The 18588-nt window shown below is 69.9% G+C and carries 23 protein-coding genes, 1 tRNA gene and 1 other RNA gene; 15 read left to right on the forward strand and 10 right to left on the reverse strand.

Annotation, left to right across the window (positions count from 1 at the left end; translation table 11 throughout):
- The first annotated feature begins 21 nt into the window (after positions 1-21).
- Positions 22-813, forward strand: coding sequence for an IclR family transcriptional regulator (locus AB0P29_RS01015; RefSeq protein ID WP_363377773.1), 792 nt, complete (start codon positions 22-24; stop codon positions 811-813).
- A 12-nt stretch (positions 814-825) separates the two neighbouring features.
- Here AB0P29_RS01015 and AB0P29_RS01020 read toward each other — a convergent pair whose 3' ends face one another.
- A complete protein-coding gene (locus tag AB0P29_RS01020; protein WP_311283855.1) occupies positions 826-2241 on the reverse strand; it encodes an NAD(P)/FAD-dependent oxidoreductase in 1416 nt (471 codons plus the stop codon).
- Between the two features lie 148 nt (positions 2242-2389).
- Here AB0P29_RS01020 and AB0P29_RS01025 point away from each other — a divergent pair, with 148 nt between their 5' ends.
- The 10 genes from AB0P29_RS01025 (at position 2390) to corA (ending at position 9706) form a co-directional block, all read left to right on the forward strand.
- A complete protein-coding gene (locus tag AB0P29_RS01025) occupies positions 2390-3226 on the forward strand; it encodes an ATP-binding cassette domain-containing protein (RefSeq protein WP_363377774.1) in 837 nt (278 codons plus the stop codon).
- Positions 3227-3233: 7 nt separating this feature from the next.
- On the forward strand, positions 3234-3911 hold the full coding sequence (locus AB0P29_RS01030) for an ABC transporter permease (protein WP_217530112.1): 678 nt from the start codon (positions 3234-3236) through the stop codon (positions 3909-3911).
- Entirely contained in the window at positions 3908-4627 is a 720-nt protein-coding gene (locus AB0P29_RS01035) for an ABC transporter permease subunit (RefSeq protein WP_363378521.1), read from the forward strand. Before AB0P29_RS01030 ends, AB0P29_RS01035 begins: the two co-directional genes overlap by 4 nt.
- A gap of 39 nt (positions 4628-4666) precedes the next feature.
- Complete coding sequence (locus tag AB0P29_RS01040; RefSeq protein WP_359917612.1) at positions 4667-5590, forward strand: ABC transporter substrate-binding protein; 924 nt, start codon at positions 4667-4669, stop codon at positions 5588-5590.
- A gap of 3 nt (positions 5591-5593) precedes the next feature.
- A complete protein-coding gene (locus AB0P29_RS01045; protein WP_363377777.1) occupies positions 5594-6379 on the forward strand; it encodes a glycosyltransferase family A protein in 786 nt (261 codons plus the stop codon).
- Complete coding sequence (locus AB0P29_RS01050; protein WP_363377778.1) at positions 6376-7194, forward strand: endonuclease/exonuclease/phosphatase family protein; 819 nt, start codon at positions 6376-6378, stop codon at positions 7192-7194. The genes AB0P29_RS01045 and AB0P29_RS01050 overlap by 4 nt, the downstream gene beginning before the upstream one ends.
- The gene (locus AB0P29_RS01055; RefSeq protein WP_217530119.1) at positions 7191-7793 is read left to right on the forward strand and encodes a hypothetical protein; all 603 of its coding nucleotides are present in this window, start codon (positions 7191-7193) and stop codon (positions 7791-7793) included. Before AB0P29_RS01050 ends, AB0P29_RS01055 begins: the two co-directional genes overlap by 4 nt.
- On the forward strand, positions 7781-7993 hold the full coding sequence (locus AB0P29_RS01060) for a DUF2945 domain-containing protein (RefSeq protein ID WP_064001895.1): 213 nt from the start codon (positions 7781-7783) through the stop codon (positions 7991-7993). Before AB0P29_RS01055 ends, AB0P29_RS01060 begins: the two co-directional genes overlap by 13 nt.
- 255 nt (positions 7994-8248) lie before the next feature.
- Positions 8249-8629, forward strand: coding sequence for a hypothetical protein (locus tag AB0P29_RS01065; RefSeq protein ID WP_363377780.1), 381 nt, complete (start codon positions 8249-8251; stop codon positions 8627-8629).
- A 78-nt stretch (positions 8630-8707) separates the two neighbouring features.
- Positions 8708-9706, forward strand: coding sequence for a magnesium/cobalt transporter CorA (corA, locus tag AB0P29_RS01070; RefSeq protein WP_363377782.1), 999 nt, complete (start codon positions 8708-8710; stop codon positions 9704-9706).
- A gap of 66 nt (positions 9707-9772) precedes the next feature.
- Here the strand turns inward: corA and AB0P29_RS01075 are convergent.
- Positions 9773-9845 (reverse strand) — tRNA-Lys (locus AB0P29_RS01075).
- A 115-nt stretch (positions 9846-9960) separates the two neighbouring features.
- Here AB0P29_RS01075 and AB0P29_RS01080 point away from each other — a divergent pair.
- Entirely contained in the window at positions 9961-10785 is an 825-nt protein-coding gene (locus tag AB0P29_RS01080) for an inositol monophosphatase family protein (RefSeq protein WP_363377784.1), read from the forward strand.
- A complete protein-coding gene (locus tag AB0P29_RS01085) occupies positions 10782-11354 on the forward strand; it encodes a hypothetical protein (RefSeq protein ID WP_363377786.1) in 573 nt (190 codons plus the stop codon). Before AB0P29_RS01080 ends, AB0P29_RS01085 begins: the two co-directional genes overlap by 4 nt.
- Before the next feature lie 60 nt (positions 11355-11414).
- Here the strand turns inward: AB0P29_RS01085 and ssrA are convergent.
- Positions 11415-11787, reverse strand: a transfer-messenger RNA (tmRNA) gene (gene ssrA / locus AB0P29_RS01090).
- A gap of 101 nt (positions 11788-11888) precedes the next feature.
- Complete coding sequence (locus AB0P29_RS01095) at positions 11889-12299, reverse strand: NUDIX domain-containing protein (RefSeq protein ID WP_253034219.1); 411 nt, start codon at positions 12297-12299, stop codon at positions 11889-11891.
- Positions 12300-12346: 47 nt separating this feature from the next.
- Here AB0P29_RS01095 and AB0P29_RS01100 point away from each other — a divergent pair, with 47 nt between their 5' ends.
- Together AB0P29_RS01100 and AB0P29_RS01105 are read left to right on the forward strand one after the other, a co-directional pair.
- On the forward strand, positions 12347-13816 hold the full coding sequence (locus tag AB0P29_RS01100) for an SDR family NAD(P)-dependent oxidoreductase (protein WP_363377788.1): 1470 nt from the start codon (positions 12347-12349) through the stop codon (positions 13814-13816).
- Entirely contained in the window at positions 13813-14031 is a 219-nt protein-coding gene (locus AB0P29_RS01105) for a hypothetical protein (protein WP_363377790.1), read from the forward strand. Before AB0P29_RS01100 ends, AB0P29_RS01105 begins: the two co-directional genes overlap by 4 nt.
- 3 nt (positions 14032-14034) lie before the next feature.
- Here the strand turns inward: AB0P29_RS01105 and smpB are convergent, their stop codons facing one another.
- The 6 genes from smpB to AB0P29_RS01135 form a co-directional block, all read right to left on the reverse strand.
- The gene (smpB, locus tag AB0P29_RS01110) at positions 14035-14511 is read right to left on the reverse strand and encodes an SsrA-binding protein SmpB (RefSeq protein ID WP_064001887.1); all 477 of its coding nucleotides are present in this window, start codon (positions 14509-14511) and stop codon (positions 14035-14037) included.
- Between the two features lie 65 nt (positions 14512-14576).
- Positions 14577-15491: a permease-like cell division protein FtsX gene (gene ftsX / locus AB0P29_RS01115; protein WP_217530131.1), complete on the reverse strand. Its 915-nt coding sequence runs from the start codon at positions 15489-15491 to the stop codon at positions 14577-14579.
- A complete protein-coding gene (gene ftsE, locus AB0P29_RS01120; protein ID WP_363377793.1) occupies positions 15488-16552 on the reverse strand; it encodes a cell division ATP-binding protein FtsE in 1065 nt (354 codons plus the stop codon). Before ftsE ends, ftsX begins: the two co-directional genes overlap by 4 nt.
- Before the next feature lie 57 nt (positions 16553-16609).
- Positions 16610-17368, reverse strand: coding sequence for an anti-sigma factor (locus AB0P29_RS01125; protein WP_363377795.1), 759 nt, complete (start codon positions 17366-17368; stop codon positions 16610-16612).
- Positions 17355-17939, reverse strand: a complete 585-nt coding sequence (locus AB0P29_RS01130) for a sigma-70 family RNA polymerase sigma factor (protein WP_363377797.1) — start codon at positions 17937-17939, stop codon at positions 17355-17357. Before AB0P29_RS01130 ends, AB0P29_RS01125 begins: the two co-directional genes overlap by 14 nt.
- Complete coding sequence (locus AB0P29_RS01135; protein ID WP_363377799.1) at positions 17936-18580, reverse strand: class F sortase; 645 nt, start codon at positions 18578-18580, stop codon at positions 17936-17938. The genes AB0P29_RS01130 and AB0P29_RS01135 overlap by 4 nt, the downstream gene beginning before the upstream one ends.
- Positions 18581-18588: the final 8 nt, after the last annotated feature.

Raw genomic sequence — 18588 nt, forward strand, 5'->3', positions numbered from 1 at the left:
TCCGCGCCTAGGGTCCACGATGTGGAACACCCCTCGTCGACCGTCCCGGGAGCGCAGGCCATCGCGCGGGCGGCGCGCCTGCTCCGGCTCGTCAGCGCCGCCGGCGCGGAAGGCCGCGGTGTGCGCGAACTCGCCCACGAGGCATCCCTCTCCCGGTCGACGGCGCACCGCCTGTTGACCGCCCTGCGCGCCGAGGGCCTGGTCGATCAGGACGAGCGCACGGCACGATGGCTGGCCGGACCGGAACTCTTCCTCATGGGCGCGGCCGCCGCGCCCCGCTACAACATCACGCACGTCGCCGGCGACATCGTCCGATCGCTCGCGGTGAAGACCGAGGAGAGCGCGTTCCTGTCCGTCCGGCGCGGCGATGAGACCGTCTGCCTCATGCGCGAGGAGGGGTCGTTCCCGATCCGGTCGTTCGTGCTCAGCGAAGGAATCCGCTTCCCGTTGGGCGTCGCGTCCGCGGGGCTCGCGATCCTCTCGTTCCTGCCGCAGCCCGAGGTCGACGCCTACCTCGGCCGCCATACCGACCTCGCCGCGCGGTGGGGTGATGTCCACGATGCGGATCCCCTGCGCGCACGCATCGGGGAAACCCGGGACCGCGGTTACGCGGTGAATCCGGGGCTCATCGTCCCGGGATCGTGGGGGCTCGGGGCAGCCGTGTTCGATCAGGAGGGGCGGCCCGCCTGGGCCCTCAGCCTCACCGGCGTCGAGTTCCGCTTCGGCCCGGACCGCCTCCCCGAGTTGGGGCGTCTGCTGCTCGCGCACGCGCACCAATTGACGACCCGCATCCAGTCCGTCCGCCGTCGATGACGACGGCGGACGTCACAACCCCGCGGTCTCGAGCCAGCGCAGCCACACCTCGCTGACGGTCGGGTACGCGGGGACGGCGTGCCAGAGGCGGTGCAGCGGGACCTCGCCGACGATGGCGATCGTCGCGGCATGGAGCAGCTCGGCGACATCGGGTCCCACGAACGTCGCCCCGACCAGCACGCCGCGCTCCGCGTCGATGACGGCCCGTGAGCGCCCTTCGTACCGGTCGGAGTGGGTGCTCGCCCCCGCCACCCAGGACAGGTCGTAGTCGACGACCTTCACGTCGATGCCGGCGTCACGAGCGGATGCCTCGGTGTGTCCGACGGCGGCGACTTCGGGCTCGGTGAACACGACCTGGGGAACGGCGCTGTGGTCGGCGGTGGCCGCCAGCGCGCTCCAGGCCGACGTGTCCACGTCGTTCGACGCGGCGCGCCGCGCGATGACGTCGCCGGCGACACGGGCCTGGTATTTGCCCTGGTGGGTCAGCAGGGCCCGGTGATTGACATCGCCCACCGCGTACAGCCAGTCGTTCCCGGGGACGCGCATCGTGTCGTCTACCCGGATCCACGATCCCGCCTCGAGTCCGACGTGTTCGAGGCCGAGGTCTTCGGTGCGGGGCACACGACCCGTCGCCACCAGGATCTCCTCCGCTCGGACGACGGAGCCGTCATCCAGAGTGACACTCACCCCGTCGGAGGAACGGGCGACGTGCTCGACACCGCGCCCGGTGAGGACGGTCGCGCCCGCGCCCGTCAGGGCGGCGCCCACGGCCTCGCCCGCGAAGTCCTCGAGTCCGCCGAGGAGGGTGGACCGGGCGATCACGGTCACGTCCGAGCCGAGGGCCGTGAAAGCCGTCGCCATCTCGAGCCCGACGACGCCGCCGCCCAGGATGATCAGCGAGGACGGCACGGTGCGGACCCCCGTCGCCTCGCGACTGGTCCAGGGTGCGGCATCCTGCAATCCGGGGATGTCCGGGATCAGCGCTGCGGAGCCGGTGCAGACGGCGACCGCGTGCCGAGCCCGAAGCGTCGTCGTCTCGCCGTCGGCCGCGGTGACGGTCACCTCCCGCTCCCCGGCGAGGCGCCCGTGGCCGCGCACCAGGTCGATCCCCGCACCCTGCAGCCACTCGACCTGCGACGTGTCCTGATAGTCGTGCACGATGCGGTCCCGGCGCGCGAGCACGGCGGCGACATCGACCCCGCCGGTCACCGCCTCCGCGGCGCCCGCGACGTCGCGGGCCGCGCGAAGCGCGGCGGGCGCACGCAGCAAAGCCTTCGACGGCATGCACGCCCAGTAGGAGCACTCGCCTCCGACGAGTTCGCTCTCGACGATCGCAGCGGTGAGACCACCTCGTATCGCGCGGTCGGCGACGTTCTCACCGACGGGTCCTGCTCCGATGACGATGAGGTCGTATTCGCGTGTGCTCATGCCCTCACGCTAGTGACACCAGGCCCGCCCGGGGCCGGAACGGGCGCTCCGTCTGCCATACCCGCCATGTGACGTCAATGGTCGCGGAGGATTGCCGGGATGTCGGGGGCGTGTGGTTGGCTGAAACACCGGCCGAAAGGACCCCTCCATGGCGATCGAGTTCCGATCCGTCACCAAGCGCTTCGGCGATGGACCCGCCGCGGTCGACGATGTCACCCTCGAGATGCCGGCCCGCAAGACGACGGTCTTGGTGGGGTCGTCGGGGTGCGGCAAGACGACGCTCCTGCGCATGATCAACCGCCTCATCGAACCGACGTCGGGCGACATCACGATCGACGGCGAGTCGATCCACGCCAAGGACGCCGTCCAGCTGCGGCGGAGCATCGGGTACGTCCTCCAGAACGCCGGCCTGCTCCCCCACTACACGGTGGCGGACAACATCGCGACGGTGCCCGTGCTCACCGGACAGACGAAGGCGGCCGCACGGCGTCGCGCGCTCGAGCTGATGGAGGTCGTCGGCCTCGACGCCGCCTTCGCCGACAGGTATCCCGCGCAGCTCTCCGGCGGTCAGCAGCAGCGCGTCGGCGTCGCGCGCGCCCTCGCCGCGGACCCCAACATCCTCCTCATGGACGAGCCCTTCGGCGCCGTCGACCCCATCGTCCGCAAAGAACTGCAGGCCGAGGTCATCCGGCCGCAGCGAGAACTCGACAAGACCATCGTCTTCGTCACGCATGACATCGACGAGGCCTTCCTCCTGGGCGACCAGGTCGTGATCCTGCAGAAGGGCGCACACATCGCCCAGCGCGGCACGCCCTCGGAGATCATCGAATCCCCGGCCGACGACTTCGTCGCGACTTTCATCGGCACCGACCGCGGAGCGCGCGCGTTCCGCGCCAAGCAGACCCCTCGCGGTACCGTCCTCGTGGACGGCGCGGGACGCACGCAGGGAGTGCTCGTATCGGATACGGCCGAGGATCCGAGGTGACCTCCCCATGAACTGGGTCCTCGACAACCTGGACCTGATCGGTCGCCTGACCGTCGCCCACCTCCGACAGAGCACGATCGCGATCCTCGTCGGGTTCGCCGTCGCGGTGCCGATCGGTTGGGCGGCGTTCCGCTACACGCGGCTGCGCGGCACGGTGCTGGGTGCGGTCGGCATCCTCTACACGATCCCGTCGTTCGGCCTGTTCGCGCTCATCAGCGCGATCAGCGGCATCCCTCTGCTGTCCGAGACCAACCTCGTCGTCGCGCTGACCATCTACGCGGTCGCGATCATGACCCGGTCGGTCACGGATGGACTCGCGTCGGTCGAGTCCAGCGTCCGCAACGCCGCGATCGCAGTCGGCTTCGGTCCGTGGCGGCGCTTCTGGACGGTCGACTTCCCGCTGGCGGGCCCCGTCATGCTGGCGGGCCTGAGGGTGACGGCCGTCTCGACGATCTCGCTCGCCACCGTCGGCGCTCTTATCGGCGTGCAGAACCTCGGGTACCTGTTCACGAACGGATCGCAGCGGAGGATCCTCCCCGAGGTCTTCGCGGGCGTGCTCGCCGTGGTGATCATCGCCCTCGTCATCGACGCGCTCCTCCTGCTGGCCGGACGCGCGCTGATGCCGTGGACCCGGCGAACCTCGCCCCCGCGGTCGCGGGCACGGATGCGGGAGGTCGCCGCATGAACGTCTTCCTCGACGCCTTCGCCTGGATCTTCTCGCCGGATCGCACGACGGGATACCTCCCCCTCGGCGAGGCGATCCTCCAGCACCTCGGCTTCACCTTCGGCTCGGTCGCCCTCGCTGCGCTCGTCGCCGTACCCGCCGGATGGGCCATCGGGCACACCGGTCGCGGACGCGAGATCGCCGTCTTCCTCTCCGGCGCCGCCCGGTCGCTGCCCTCCCTCGGCCTCGTCGTCCTGCTCTACCTCCTGATCGGCGTGAACTTCAAGGAGCAGGCCGCCGTCGTCTCCTTCGTTCTCCTCGCCATCCCCTCGATCCTCGCGGGGGCCTACGCGGGGATCGAGGCGATCGAGCGCACGACGATCGAGGCGGGGCGCGCCGTCGGGATGACGCCGATGCAGGTCCTGTGGAAGATCGAGATCCCCCTCGGACTGCCGCTGCTGATCGGCGGCATCCGCTCCGCTGTGCTGCAGGTCGTCGCGACGGTCACCATCGCGGCCTACGTCGGCCTCGGCGGACTCGGCTTCGCCCTGATCCAGGGCATCCAGACCCGGAATCCGGCGCAGATCCTCGGGGCGTCGATCGTCGTCGTGGTCCTCGCCCTCGTGCTGGACGGCGTGTTCGCGCTGCTCCAGCGCATCCTCGTCCCCCGCGGCGTCGCCGTCCAGCGATCCGCGCCGCGCCGACTGCGGCCTCGCCCGTCCCCCAAACCCGCCTGACTCACAGCAGCACGACCCCTATCCCACCCGGAGGCACCCATGTCCATCACCCGCACACGCATCCTGCCCGCCCTCGGCCTCGCCGCCGTCGCCGCCCTCGCACTCTCGGCCTGCGGGTCGAGCGAGTCCCTGCAAGGCGGCGGATCGGGCGGCAACGGCGGCAACGGCGGCGGCGAGGAGTCGTCGACGATCGTGATCGGTTCGCAGCAGTACTACTCGAACGAGATCATCGCCGAGATCTACGCCCAGGCTCTCGAAGCCGCCGACTTCACCGTCGAGCGCAACTTCTCCATCGGCCAGCGCGACGCCTACATGCCCTCGCTCGAGGACGGATCGATCAACCTCTTCCCGGAGTACACCGGCAACCTGCTGCAGTACTTCGACAAGGACGCCACGGCGACGACGCCCGACGATGTCTACGCCGCGCTGCAGGACGCCCTCCCGGACGGTCTGACCGCGCTCGACTACTCGCCGGCGACCGACCAGGACTCGTACAACGTGACCGCGGCCTTCGCCTCCGAGAACGACCTCACCGAGATCGGCGACCTCGCCGGCATCGACGGGCTGAAGCTCGGCGGCGCGCCTGAGCTGGAACAGCGTCCCTACGGCCCCACCGGGCTCAAGGACGTCTACGGCGTGGATGTCGCTTTCGAGGCGACCGCCGACACCACCGTCGACGAGCTCGTCGCCGGCAACATCCAGGTCGCCAACGTGTTCAGCGCCGACCCGCGCATCAAGACCGATGACCTCGTGACCCTCGAAGACCCGAAAGGCCTCTTCCTCGCGTCCAACGTCGTGCCGATCGCGAGCTCGGACATCTCGGACGAGATCGCCGACGTGATCAACGAGGTCAGCGCCGCGATGTCGCCCGAGGAGCTCGTCGCGATGAACGTCGAGTCCTCCGTCGACCAGCGGAACACCGAGGACATCGCGAAGGACTGGATCGCCGACAACCTGAGCTGATCCGTGCGCACCGAGGGCCCGCGGGCCGCCGCATCCGTCTCCGTCGTCATTCCTGTGAAGGACGACGCGGACGAGCTGCGACGCTGCCTGCGGGCCCTCGCTCTGCAGACGAAGCGGCCCGATCAGATCATCGTCGTGGACAACATGTCCTCCGATGAGTCCGCAGAGGTCGCCCGCTCGGCGGGCGCCGACGTGATCCACTGCGACCGGCCCGGCATACCGGCTGCGGCAGCCGCCGGCTACGACGCGGCGTCGGCCGACCTCATCCTCCGACTGGACGCGGACTGCGTTCCGGCGGGGTCGTGGGTCGCTGCCATGAGCAGCGCGGCCGACGCGCACCCCGAGGCCTCCGTGTTCGCCGGGGGCGCGCGGTTCGTGGACGGACCCCGCCCGCTGCGGACGCCGCTGGCGGGCTTATACCTCGGCGCGTACGCGATCGTCCTGCTCCCCGCCCTCGGCCACGTCCCGCTGTTCGGATCCAACCTCGGTCTGCGGCGCGACGCCTGGCGGCGCGTCAGCAGCAGCGTCCACCGGGACGATCCCGAGGTGCACGACGACCTCGACCTGTCGTTCCACCTCGGCGAGCACCACCGCATCCGCCTCGTCCCCGGCGCCGCGATGGGGATCTCGATGCGACCCTTCACCTCCGCATCCGCGTTCCGTCGGCGGGTGCGCCGCGGCGTCCGCACCGTCGTGATCCACTGGCCCGCGAGCTTCCCGCCGGTCCGCTGGGCGCGTCTCGCGATGCGACGCGCGGGCTCCGTGGTCGCTCGGCGGGTGACCCGGTGAACCGCCTCCTCGGCGCCGTGGAGGCTCCGCTCCTCCACGTGATGACGCTGAACGTGCGTCGTCCGATGCCCTCTCTGCTCTCTTCGCCGTCGGATCGCTGGGCACGCCGCCGCCCCGCCCTCGTGTCGATGCTCCGGCGGGAGAGCCCCAGCATCATGTGCACCCAGGAGGTCCTCCCCGGTCCCGCGGCGGAGATCGCCGCCGCCCTCGGACCGTCGTTCGCGCGGATCGGCGTGGGGCGTCGACGAGGCGGGCGCGGGGAGGGCTGTCCCGTGTTCTTCGATCGAGACCGGCTCGAACCGCTCCACCACCGCCAACGCGCCCTGTCGGACACACCCGACGTCCTCGGCACCCGGTCCTGGGGCAACCTCGTGCCCCGCATCGTCACGGTCGGCGTCTTCCGCGACCGCACCACCGGTGCACGCTTCGCCGTCGTCAACACGCACCTCGACCCCTTCTCCGCGCGGTCCCGGATGCGCGGGGTGGAGGCCATCCGCACCGAGGTGCGCGGCACCGGGCTCCCGACCCTCGTCTTCGGCGACATGAACAGCGGCGCCGAGTCCGATGCACTCCGCGCCCTGCGCGCCGGCGATCTGCTGACGGACACGTGGACGGTCGCCGCGGAGAGGGTGACCCCCGCCTGGGGCACGTACGCGGGCTACCGCGCACCCGTCCGCGACGGCAAGCGGATCGACGTGATCCTCGCAACGTCGGACATCGAGGTCGAACGGGTCGGGATAGACGCGCGAACCGAGGACGGGATCGCGCCGAGCGACCACCTGGCCGTCCATGCCGCTCTCGAGGTGCCGCGATGAGGGAGGACTTCCTGCGCCCGCCGGCGTCGCCGGCGGAATGGGCGGCTGACGGCATCCGTCTCCTCGGCCTGATCAGCGTCCTGGCCGCCTTCGTCTGGTGGACTCCGACGGATGCCGGGATCCTCGCACTCGCACTGCCCGCCCTCCTCGTCCCGCGCCTGCTCGGTGTGCTTCCGTGGTTCGACGTCCTCTACGGAGTGACCGTCAGCGTCGCCGCGTGGAGCAACGTCCTCGACCTGTACCGGTCGATCGCGTGGTGGGATCTCGTCGTGCACTTCGTGGCGACGGGCATCATCGCGTCGATCGGGTACGTCGCCCTGCAGCGATCCGGCGTCCTCCCAGACCGGCCCCGGCGGCGCACCGCGATCGTCCTCCTGCCGACTGTCGGGCTCGCCATCAGTGCGATCTGGGAGATGGTCGAGTGGCTCGGGAAGACGTTCGTGGACTCCGAGATCTTCGTCACCTACCCGGACACCATCGGGGACATGGCCGTGGGAGGGGCGGGCGCCCTCCTGATGGGGCTCGTCCTCGCACGGATCCGCATCGACCGAGCCGCGAGTCACGCGGCGGACAGGAAGGACGCATCATGGCAGCGTTGAAGAAGGGCGACCGGGTCAGCTGGAACACCTCCCAGGGTCGCACCCACGGCACGATCGTCGAGCGGAAGACGAAGGACTTCACCTTCGACGGGCAGGACTTCACCGCGTCCAGCGACGAGCCCGCCTACATCGTGGAGTCCGAGAAGACCGGGGCGAAGGCCGCGCACAAGGGCTCCGCGCTGTCGAAGCTCTCCTCCTGAGGCGGAGCCGGCGGGGGGTCTCCCCATGGATCGGCCCTCGGGCGATTCATATCCTCGGACCAGGAGGTGGCGCGATGGGCATGATGTCGCCGAAGTGCCTCGTGTGGGTCATGGAGAAGCTCGGCTTCGAGTGGCCGGACACCGACGAGGACGAGGTGCGCAGGGTTACCCCTCCTTCTACAACCAACCCGGTCAGGTCTCCACCCGCGTCCCCCGCGCGGAGATGCCCCCGATCTCGTGAGCCGAAGGAGAGTCGTGTCCACTGATCCGACGACGGAACTCATCCGTGCGATCGTCACGAACATGCAGGGCGCTCGCGACGACTGGAAGTCGCTGGCGATGGTGATCAGCCTCGGGGGCGGGCGGCTGAGCGAGACGTCCGGCTACGCCTACTCCCCGGACGGAACCGTCTCGGCGGTGGCCTCGCGTCCCTCGCAGATCAAGCCCGCCGTCGACGCCTACCTCGCCGACCGCTACCCCGAGGGCGCTGAGCTGCCCGCGAAGTTCCTGGTGCAGTTCGACCGCGACGCCAAGGCGTATGACATCACGTTCGAGGACGCCGACCCGATGCGGTGGAAGGTGACGCCCGACAACGTCGAGGCGGTGCAGCAGGAGCTCAAGCCGAGCCTCGGCTGACTCCCGACCCGTCCGCGCACCGCGGCCCGGCGCGGCGCGGCGCGGCATCCTCCCCTCTCGACCGCGGAGAATCGACCCATGCCCATCGTCGACAACGCCGTGTACGTGGACGGCCGCCGGATCCAGGATCCGGTGAACCTCAGCGAGACCTTCGAGCACATGCGCGACCACCACGGCATGGCGTGGATCGGTCTCTACCGCCCGACCAAGGAGGAAGTCGCCGCCGTCGCCACGGAGTTCTCCCTGCACCCGCTCGCCGTCGAGGACGCCCTCGCCGGGCATCAGCGCGCCAAGCTCGAGCGGTACGGCGACGTGCTGTTCACAGTGCTGCGACCGGCGCGGTACGACGACACGACGGATTCGGTGGACTTCGGGGAGCTGCATGTCTTCGTCGGTCCCGAGTTCGTGGTGACGATCCGGCACGCGGACTCGCCGGACCTCACGCAGGTACGGACGAGGATGGAGCACCAGCCGGAACTGCTGCGCATGGGTCCGGAGGCGGTCCTGTACGCCATCCTCGATCAGGTGGTGGACGAGTACTCCCCGGTGCTCGCCGGGGTCGAGAACGACATCGACGAGATCGAGGAGACGCTGTTCAGCGGATCGGATGCCGGGCTGTCGCAGCGCATCTACACGCTGGCGCGCGAGGTGATCGCCCTGCACAAGTCGACGCTCCCGCTCGACGACATGCTGCAGCGGCTGCTGCAGGGGTCCGAGAAGTACAAGGTCGACATCGAGTTGCAGCGCTCGCTGCGAGACGTCCTGGACCACGTCATCCGCCTCAACGAGCGCATCGTGGCGTTCCGCTCGATCCTCGACAACGCCCTGACCGTGCATTCGACGCTCGTCACCCAGCGGCAGACCGACACCTCGCTCGAACAGAACGAGCAGGTCAAGAAGATCTCGGGGTGGGCGGCGATCCTGTTCGGGCCGACCCTGGTCGGCACGGTCTACGGGATGAACTTCGATCACATGCCCGAGTTGCACTGGACCTTCGGGTACCCCATGGCCCTCGGCATGATGGTCGCGAGCTCGGTCGTGCTCTATGCGGTCTTCAAGCGCAAGAAGTGGCTCTGACCGGGACATCCGACACTGCAGAAGCAGAAGGCCCCGGTCACTGGCGAGAGTGACCGGGGCCGTCCGTGCACCCCCTGGGACTCGAACCCAGAACCCACTGATTAAGAGTCAGTTGCTCTGCCGATTGAGCTAGAGGTGCGTGATTCGAAGAACTCGAACCGAGGGTCAACACTAGCATCACGATCGGCTGCTCCGCCAATCGAGACACCCTCGGCACCCATGAGGGCGCCAGGCGCAGCACGTATCCTGGAGCCGTGACGCATCTGCCCTCCGCGACGGACTGGACCGCCCCCTTCGAGGGCGACCTGACGGATGATCTCGCTCTCGCCCTGCACCTCGCGGATGCCGCGGACCGCGTCGCGATGGAGCGTTTCGACGCGCCGGACCTCGACGTCCGCACGAAGGCCGACGCGACGCACGTCACCGAGGCGGACCTGGCCACGGAGCGCGCCATCCGCGACCTGCTCGCGGCGGAGCGACCCGCCGACGGTGTCTTCGGCGAGGAGTTCGGCACGAGCGGCGACGGATCGCGGCAATGGATCATCGACCCGATCGACGGCACGGCGAACTACCTGAAGGGCATCCCGATGTGGGCGACCCTGATCTCGCTCGTCGTGGACGGCGTGCCGCGGGTCGGCGTGGTCAGCCAGCCGGCCATCGCGCGTCGCTGGTGGGGCGCCACGGGGGCCGGTGCGTGGACCCGTTCCGCCGACGGTGAGACCCGCCGCATCCGCACCTCCGACGTCGCGTCGCTCTCCGACGCGAGCATCAGCTTCCAGAGCATCGCGCAGTGGGATGCCGAGGGTCGCGCGGACGACCTCCTGCGCCTCTCGCGCGCCGTGTGGCGCGACCGCGGCTACGGCGACGCCTGGCCCTACATGCTGCTCGCCGAGGGCCGTCTGGAGTTCGTCGCCGAGTTCGGGGTCCGCGAGTACGACATCGCCGCGCACGTGCCGATCATCCTCGAGGCCGGCGGCCGCTTCACCGACATCCACGGGGCCGAACGGCTCGATGCACTGTCGTCGCTGGCGACCAACGGCATCCTCCACGACGAGTTCCTCGGGATGCTCGGCGCGTGAGGTCCGCGCGACACGGGACGCGCCTCGCCGCCGCGGTGGCGGCGAGCGGCCTCACGGTGCTCCTCGCCACGGCGTGCAGTCCCACGCCGGGACAGGTCGCAGGGACGGCGGCGGCTCCCGCCCCGGGCGCCTCCGCACCCGCGGCATCCGCCCCACCGACCATCGATCCCGCCGACGTGACGTGCGAGAACATGCTCTCGCCCGAGACCGTCGACGCGTTCACGGCGACGGGGTGGACGGTCCGCGAGGATCCGTTCGTGATCCTGGACCTCGAGCTCCCCGACGGCACGGCGTGCACCTGGGGCGACTTCAGCTCCCCCACCAACGACGACCTCGTCCTCTTCGGGTGGTCCCCGATCTCCCAGGCCGATGCCGACGCGACCGAGGCGGCGCTCGAGGCGGAGGGATGGCTCCGCGAGGACGACGACGCCGGCGTGCTCATCACCGAGGATCCGGATGCGGCGCTCCGCGTGGACGAGCAGGGGTACGGCGTCACCTACCTCTTCGGCGACGGCTGGGTGAAGGTCTCGGACACCCGGCAGGGCCTGGATCTCATCGAGCTCGGCTGACGCACGACGAAGCCCCCGGCATCCGTACGGACACCGGGGGCTTCACTCCGTGACAACGGTTCGTGGAGATGGGGGGAATCGAACCCCCGTCCATCGCTGAGAGACGGCGTCTTCTCCGGGCGCAGTCTGTAAAAGGCGTTCTGCTCGGCTCCGACCTTCAGTACAGACACATAAGTCGACGAGCCCAGCCTGAAGAAAGTCCCGCGTGACGCTCAGGCGACGTCACGCAGCGAGATCCCTTAGATGACGCCAGGGACCGCGAGGGGATCACTCACGGACTGACGGACTCGGGCTCGCTGCTTACGCAGCGAGGGCGAAGTCGGACTGCTTCTTTTCGGCAGTTATTGGTTCGCAGAGATCGTTAACGAGATAACCCTGCATCCTCGGCCCGCTTCCCGCAGAGTCACAGGCGATGTCGAAACCGATCATCCCCGGGACGCCTGACGGCGTGTGGACCGTTGTCACACTATGGAGTTCTTCTGTCTCGGATGCCGGAGCGTCCGAGCATCCCAGACTACCACCCGGACGGCCGGCTCAGTCCAAGAGGAAGTAGTCGCGCGCGAGCGGCGCGACCTCCAGCGCCTGCGCCTCCGCCTCGCCGACCCATCGGAGTTCGGCGATCTCCGCCGCGGCGCGCGGCTCCTGGCGACCGAGCGGAACGTCGAACACGTCCGCGACCACCGTGTGCCCGGCCTCATTCGCTGCCGCCGCCCGGAAGACACCCCGGGATCGGAGGTCGTCGACGGCGACGTCGACGCCGAGTTCCTCGCGCAGCTCCCGGACGAGCGTCTCGGCCGGGCCCTCCCCCGTCTCGGGCTTGCCGCCGGGCTGCATGAAGGCCGTCGTGCCCGTCTTGCGGACCAGCAGGAGCCGTCCGGAGGCGTCGCGGATGACGGCGGCCGAGACCCGGATCGAGCGGTCGGAGGCGTCGTCGGAGGCGGTCACGCCTGAACGCTAACAGGCTCGGCATCCGACTCGACGTACAATCTCGTGTGCTTCCCGACACTCTCTCGTCCGACACGGCGATCGATCCCGCTGATCTCGCCACCACTCTCCGGGTGCTCGCGGCCCTCCCCTCCCTCCCCCGGACGCACCCCGACTTCATCACCGTCCGGCAAGCGAGCGCAGCGATGTTCAAGGCGGCGAAGAAGGAACGGCGCCGCGAGATCCGTGAGGCCGTCGCGACCGCCGACCGCGAGGTCGTCCACGCGACGGCGACGGGAGCGCCGGACCGCATCGACGACGAGACGCGCGGCATCCCCATCGCCACCCGCACCGCCGCCCCCATCGCGGGCGTCCTCAAGAAGGCGCGCGGCTGCTACATCTGCAAGCAGCCGTACACGATCGTCGACGCCTTCTATCATCAGCTCTGCCCCGACTGCGCGGCCCTCAGCCACGAGAAGCGGGATGCCCGGACCGACCTCACCGGCCGACGGGCGCTCCTCACGGGTGGGCGCGCGAAGATCGGCATGTACATCGCGCTGCGCCTGCTGCGCGACGGCGCCCACACCACCATCACGACGCGGTTTCCGCGGGATGCCGTGCGTCGGTTCCGCGCGCTGCCGGACTCGGCCGAGTGGATCGACCGGTTGAAGATCGTCGGCATCGATCTGCGCGACCCGGCGCAGGTGATCGCCCTCGCCGACGACGTCGCCGCTGCGGGCCCGCTCGACGTGCTCATCAACAACGCGACGCAAACGGTGCGCCGCTCGCCCGGCGCCTACCAACCGCTCGTCGACGCCGAACTCGCACCGCTCCCCGACGGCCCGCTGCCCGAACTCGTCACCTTCGGGCACACCAACGACCGGCACCCCGAGGCCCTCGAGCGGTCGGTGAGCGCGCACCCGATCCTCGCCGCGGCGGCCGATCGCGCCGACGTGCTCACGCGCGAGGCGATGGCCGCCGGGTCGACGTCGCTCGACCGTCTCGCCGCGGGGACGGCGATCGACGCCGGCGGTCTGATCCCCGACCTCGACCACACGAACTCCTGGGTGCAGCGCGTCGAGGAGGTGGATCCGCTCGAGATGCTCGAGGTCCAGCTCGCGAACACGACGGCACCGTTCCTCCTCGTGTCCAAGCTCCGACCCTCGCTCGCCGCGAGCCCCGCCCGGCGGACCTACATCGTCAACGTCAGCGCGATGGAGGGTGTCTTCGAACGCGGGTACAAGGGCCCCGGGCATCCGCACACGAACATGGCGAAAGCCGCGGTCAACATGCTGACCCGGACGAGCGCCCGCGAGATGTTCGAGAGCGACGGCATCCTCATGACGAGCGTCGACACCGGATGGATCACGGACGAGCGGCCGCACCCCACGAAGGTGCGCCTCGCGGAGGAGGGGTTCCACGCCCCGCTGGACCTCGTCGACGGCGCCGCTCGCGTCTACGACCCCATCGTGCGTGGCGAAGCCGGCGAGGACCTCTTCGGCGTCTTCCTCAAGGATTACGCGCCGGGCCGCTGGTGATCCCGTTCCCCGCTCCCGGGACCCGCGTGGTGGTGCGCTATCTCCTGCCCGACGGGCGGGCGACGGACGCCCTCGGCGAGCTCGTGTCGGTCGAACCCGACGTGATCGTCGTCGACGGTAAGCGCGGGCTCGAACGCATCGGCCGCACGGCGGTCATCGCCGCGAAGGCGGTTCCGCCGCCCCCGGAACCGCGGCCACGGCGGCCAACGGCCTGAGGGTCACTCCCCCAGACGGTTGCGGCTGCGCATGGCGCGCTCGGCCTCGCGCTTGTCTTCGCGTTCGCGGATCGTCTGACGCTTCTCGTACTCGCGCTTACCCTTCGCGACGGCGATCTCGACCTTCGCCCGCCCGTCCGAGAAGTACAGCTTGAGCGGGATGAGCGTGTAGCCGCCGGCGGCGACCGCGTGGGAGAGCTTGACGATCTCGTCCTTGTGGAGGAGCAGCTTGCGCGTGCGCTTGGCGGCGTGGTTCGTCCAGTGACCCTGTGAGTACTCCGGGATGTGCACGGCGTCGAGCCAGGCCTGGCCGCCGTCGATGAACGCGTAGCCGTCGCTCAGGTTCGCGCGCCCCTGGCGCAGCGACTTCACCTCGGTGCCGGTCAGCACGAGACCGGCCTCGTAGGTCTTCTCGATGGCGTACTCGTGGCGCGCGCGACGGTTGGTCGCGATGACCTGTTCCCCGCGTTCCCTGGGCATGATGACTCCTCGACGCGGCCGCGCTCCGCGCGCGACCGGCCTGCCAGTCTAACGGAGGCGTACGCTCAGGTGCGCAGCCATCGGCGGATGGCGAAGCTGGCCGACAGCGCCGCCAGCACGAGACCGAGAACCACGATCAGCGGGATGACCAGCAGCGCATCCCGTCCGTCGATCCACGTCGTCACGAAGTCGATCTCGTCGACGAGGAACCCGTGCACGCCGTACTGCACGCCGAGCCAGACGGCGACGCTGGCGAGTGCCGAGCCGATGAAGGCGGCGAAGACGCCCTCGAGGACGAACGGCGTCTGGATGAACCGGTTGGATGCGCCGACGAGACGCATGATGCCGAGTTCCTTGCGCCGCGCGTAGGCCGAGAGCCGGATGGTGGTGGCGATGAGGAGCACGGCCGCCACGAGCATGAGCCCGGCGATCCCCACCGCGAAGTAGGTCGCGATCGTGAGCGCCGAGAACAGCGGCTGCAGATACTCCATCTGGTCGGTCACCCCCTCGACGCCCTGCGTTCCCGAGAACGCCTCGTCGATGACATCCGTCTGCGTGGGATCCACCAGGTTGACCCAGTACGTCTCGTTCAACTGGGCCGGGGTGATGAAGTCCTTGTAGTCCTCGCCCATGAGGTCGAGAACGTTCTGGTAGGCCTCCTCGCGTGTCTCGAACCGGACGCTGCGGACGATGCCCTCGAGAGCCGGGCTCTCGAGCTTCTCTTTGACCGCGGCGAGCTGTTCGTCCGTCGCCTCGCCGTCGCTGCAGGTGGTCTCCGTCGACCCGTCGCGGCACATGAAGATCGCGACCTGGGCGCGCTCGGCCCAGTACCCCTGCATCTTGGCGATCTGCATCTGCATGAGCAGGGCGGCGCCCACGAACGTGAGCGACACGAAGGTGACGAGGATGACGGAGATCACCATCGACGCGTTGCGACGAAGACCCGTGAGGGCCTCGCCGAGGACCAGACGAACTCTCATGCGGTGGGCCCCACTTCGTCGTCGTCGCGGTGCCCGAGACCCAGACGGTCCGCTGCCCCGAGCCCGTCGATGTCGCCGAGGTCGATGTCGGCGGGGGCGATCGGGATGCCTCTGGTGCCCGTGTCCGGCTCGGACGCCGCTGCCCGGGCCGCGGCATCCGTCTGCACCTCGGTCACCGGGGGCGGGTCCTGCACGACGGGGACGGCGGGCAGCACCGTCTCGGGCTGCGGGGCGGGAGGCTCGATCGGGTCCGGGAGGGGCTCGACCGCCCCCGTGTCGCCGGTCGCGATCTGCTTCTGCAGTTCGAGGACGGCCGTGAGCGCCGCCGTGGCCGCCGCGCCCTTGACCGTCTCGGGCGTGAGGACGGGCAAGCCCGATGTGTCGCCGTAGCCGCCGTGGCGCTCGTCGCGCACGACCACGCCACCGCGCAGCTCGATGACGCGGCGCTGCATCTGGTCGACGAAGCCCGCCTCGTGGGTCGCCATCACGACGGTCGTACCGCCGGCGTTGATGCGGGCCAGCAACTGCATGATGTCGATGGAGGTTCCCGGGTCGAGGTTTCCGGTCGGCTCGTCGGCGAGCAGGATCTGCGGCCGGTTGACGATGGCGCGCGCGATCGCGACACGCTGTTGCTCACCGCCCGAGAGCTCGTGCGGCAGGCGCTTCTCCTTGCCCGCCAGGCCCACCAGGGCGAGGGCTTCGGGGACGGACTGCTGGATGAACGCGCGACTCGACCCGATGACCTGCAGCGAGAACGCGACGTTCTGGAAGACGGTCTTGTTCGGCAGCAGACGGAAGTCCTGGAAGACCGACCCTATGTGACGACGGAAGTAGGGGACCTTGCGCGTGCTCAGACCTCGCACATCCCGTCCGAGGACGACGACGCGACCGTCGGAGGCGGTGTCCTCGCGGAGGATGAGGCGCAGGCACGACGACTTCCCCGACCCCGACGCGCCGACGAGGAACACGAACTCCCCGCGCTGGACGTCGAACTCGACGTCGCTGAGGGCGGGTTTGCTGGTGCCGCGGTACTTCTTGGAGACCTTTTCGAAGCGGATCATGGCCAGACGAGCCTAAGCGGCGAGGCCGCCGCATCCGTCAGCGACACTCCCGCGCGCTCAGGGGGCTGACAGGGTTCCCCGGACGATCGAGTCGCCCGAGTGACCCGGATCCCCGTCGACGTCCTCCTGCGAGATGTCGACCACGGTGAACCGCGACAGGTCGACGTCGTCGGGGATGTCGAAGGAGCCCGAGCTGCCGTCGAGCACGCCGAGGCTGATCAGGTCGCTGGCGTCCGACGTGAGCAGCCACACCTCGCGGTAGCCGTCGTCGGGGACGGATGCCGTCAGGTCGACCACGACGCGGTCGTGACCGTCGACGCGCTCGAGCATCGCCTCGCCCTGGGCGCCCGCCCAGGTCGGGAAGCCGTCGAGCCGGGCCTCGGAGATGATCTCGGGACGCGGGGCGATGCCCCCGGCCGTCCAGACGCCTGCCACGATCGCCACGACGGCGACGGCCGCTCCCGCCATCACGAAGAACACCGGGCGACGACTGACCCGCCGGCGACGTGCGACGTGCCGGGCCCCGGTCGACGGCACCTCGGAGGGACGGGATGTCGGCTCGTCGGGCGTCGACTCCGGTGCGGTCGACGGCTCCGACGGTAGAGCGAGTTCGCTGCGGATGGACTCCCAGACGCGGTCGGGGGGCGTCAGGAGCTCCTCGCCGGTGCGGGTCGCCCGGCCTGCGGCGACCGCGCGCGCGAACGAGGCGACTTCGGCCGTGCAATCCGCGCAGGAATCGAGGTGGTGCTGCTCGTCGGCGGACGGCTGCTCCCCCATCGCCAGGAGGGCGGCGACCTCGGGGTCAAGATGTGACATGGTGCGCCTCCAATCGGGTTCGCAGGCGGGTGAGACTTCGTCGGATGTGGCTTTTGACGGTGCCGAGCGGCATCCCCAGTCTGTCGGAGATCTGCTGGTGGGTCAGATCCTCGTAGAACGCCAGCGCCAGGACGGCACGGGCGTCGGGCTCGAGCTGGGCGACCTCGTCGGCCACGAGCATCGCGTCGGAGACGTCGTGTTCGGCGACCTCGTCGGGGACGACCGCCTTCAACGCCTCCTCGAGACGTGCCGCGCGGGCACGGGCCTCGTGGGCGTCGGCGATGCGGCGACGCGCGATCGTGATGAGCCACGCGCCGAGAGGCGCCCCGTCCACGCGGTACGACGACCGGGAGGTCCACGCCGAGACGAACGTGCGCTGTGTGACGTCCTCCGCCTCGGTCGTATCGCCGAGCGAGCGGACGGCCAGGGTGTACACGATGCGCGACCACCGGTCGTACATCGCCTTTACCGCGGTCTCGTCACCCGCCGCGAAACGCTCAGCGAGGTGGGTGTCGTCGTCGACGGCCTGCTCCTTCCGTGCGGCGAGTCGAGGCGGGGCCGTGATGGTCACGACTGCGCCTTCGCAATGAGCACCACGTTATCGCTGTAGGTGCGGGTCTGTTGATCGAAATCACCACCGCAGGTGATGACGGCGAGGGTCCGCGGACCCTCGCGGGTGAACAGCTCGTCCACGGGGAGCTCCGCGCGGGGGATGTACGTGACCGACTCGGTGACGTAGGTGGTGACCGTGCCGTCGGCATCCGTCACCGTCACCTCGTCGCCCTCCTTCGCCTCACGCAGTCTGGCGAGCGGTCCCACACCGTACTCCCGGTCGTCCACGTGGGCCGCGATCACGGTCGTGCCCTCGGCGTCGGCGGGAGCCTTGCCGAAGCGGTACCACCCCGCGATCGACGGACGTTCCGGGATCTCCATCTCACCGCTGTCCTGCACCCCGACCGCCTCCACCGGCATGTCGACGTCCAGCGACGAGATGGCGAGCCGCTCCGGTGCCGGAGCGCGCACGACGGCCTGCGGAGTGGCGGGAGCGACCGGGACGGAGACCTGCGGCGTGGGAGCCGCCGGTCGAGGGGAGACCGTCCCGGTCGCGCCCGAACCGGTGTCGGAGGGGGGTGATTCCGCCTCCGACACCGGTGCGCAGGCCGCCAGTATCAGGGCCGTCAGCGTGACGGCGATGATCGACAGGCGGCGCATGTCAGGAC

The organism is Microbacterium sp. NPDC080220, from assembly GCF_040686395.1.
In the GTDB taxonomy this organism is placed as follows: Bacteria; Actinomycetota; Actinomycetes; order Actinomycetales; family Microbacteriaceae; genus Microbacterium; species Microbacterium gawkjiense.